At 44.1% G+C, this 938-nt stretch carries 2 protein-coding genes; both read left to right on the plus strand.

Annotated elements, in window-relative coordinates:
- Nucleotides 1-380 (plus strand): GDP-mannose 4,6-dehydratase (locus tag A3763_RS03185; RefSeq protein WP_156494863.1); only part of this gene is annotated, 380 nt, incomplete at its 5' end.
- Nucleotides 380-802 carry an HIT domain-containing protein gene (locus A3763_RS03190; RefSeq protein WP_068511823.1) on the plus strand — a complete coding sequence of 141 codons (423 nt, stop codon included), beginning with the start codon at nt 380-382 and terminating at the stop codon, nt 800-802. The genes A3763_RS03185 and A3763_RS03190, both read left to right, overlap by 1 nt.
- The last annotated feature ends 136 nt before the right edge of the window (nt 803-938 follow it).

A 938-nucleotide genomic window follows, 5' to 3' on the forward strand; every position in this document is an offset into this window, starting at 1 on the left:
TTGGTACGGATTATGAAACACGTGATGGTACCTGTATCCGCGATTACATCCATGTTGATGATTTGGCTAAAGCGCATGTTATGGCGCTCGATTACATGGCGAAAGGCGGTGAATCGCAAATCCTAAACTGTGGTTATGGCCGTGGCTTTACGGTCAGTGAAGTAATCGATACGGTTAAGGAAAAGTCAGGGCAAGACTTTCCGGTTGAAAATGTCGACCGCAGAGCAGGTGATCCTGATGCGCTGATGGCAAATAATGCCAAAATCAAAGCAGTACTAGGCTGGGAGCCAGATCATGATGACTTAGGTGTGATCGTTAAGTCTGCTTTGGATTGGGAAGCTAAGTGGCAGAAACAAAAAGCTGAGAGTGCAGGCGCTTAATGGCAGACTTCAAACTCGACTCACGCCTGGAAAACGATACGATTCACATAGCGTCTTGGCCATTGTGCGAAGTCTTATTGATGAATGATGTTCAGTATCCATGGCTTATTCTTGTTCCTCGCGTGGGTGATGCAACGGAGTTGTATCACTTAAGTGATGAGCAACGTCAGCAGTTAGATCTTGAGTCGATGTATCTTGGGCAAAACCTAATGCAGCTATTCTCGGGTGATAAGCTTAATATTGCCGCCTTGGGGAACGTTGTAAAACAGCTACATATTCATCATGTTGTGCGTTTTGAAGGTGACCCGACATGGCCAGCGCCAATTTGGGGTAAATTGCCTGCTCAGTCTTATAGCACAGATGAACGCCAGGCTACCTTGCTCAAGCTTAAGCGTATTATTGATAAAGACTGGTCTAACTAGTTATTGTCAATGAAGTACGACAGTTCAGCCGTTTCCAAATACCATGTAAGGCGTTTTATACTTTTCAATAATAGTCAGTAAATTCAGGGTATTACGAGTATTGTTACTGTAGTACTTAAGTGGATTTACGACTGAC

Source organism: Oleiphilus sp. HI0128, from assembly GCF_001635365.1.

What these genes read in the sequence shown, in the direction of transcription:
- A3763_RS03190 (WP_068511823.1), top strand. Translation starts at nt 380, where the DNA reads ATGGCAGACTTCAAACTCGACTCACGCCTGGAAAACGATACGATTCAC.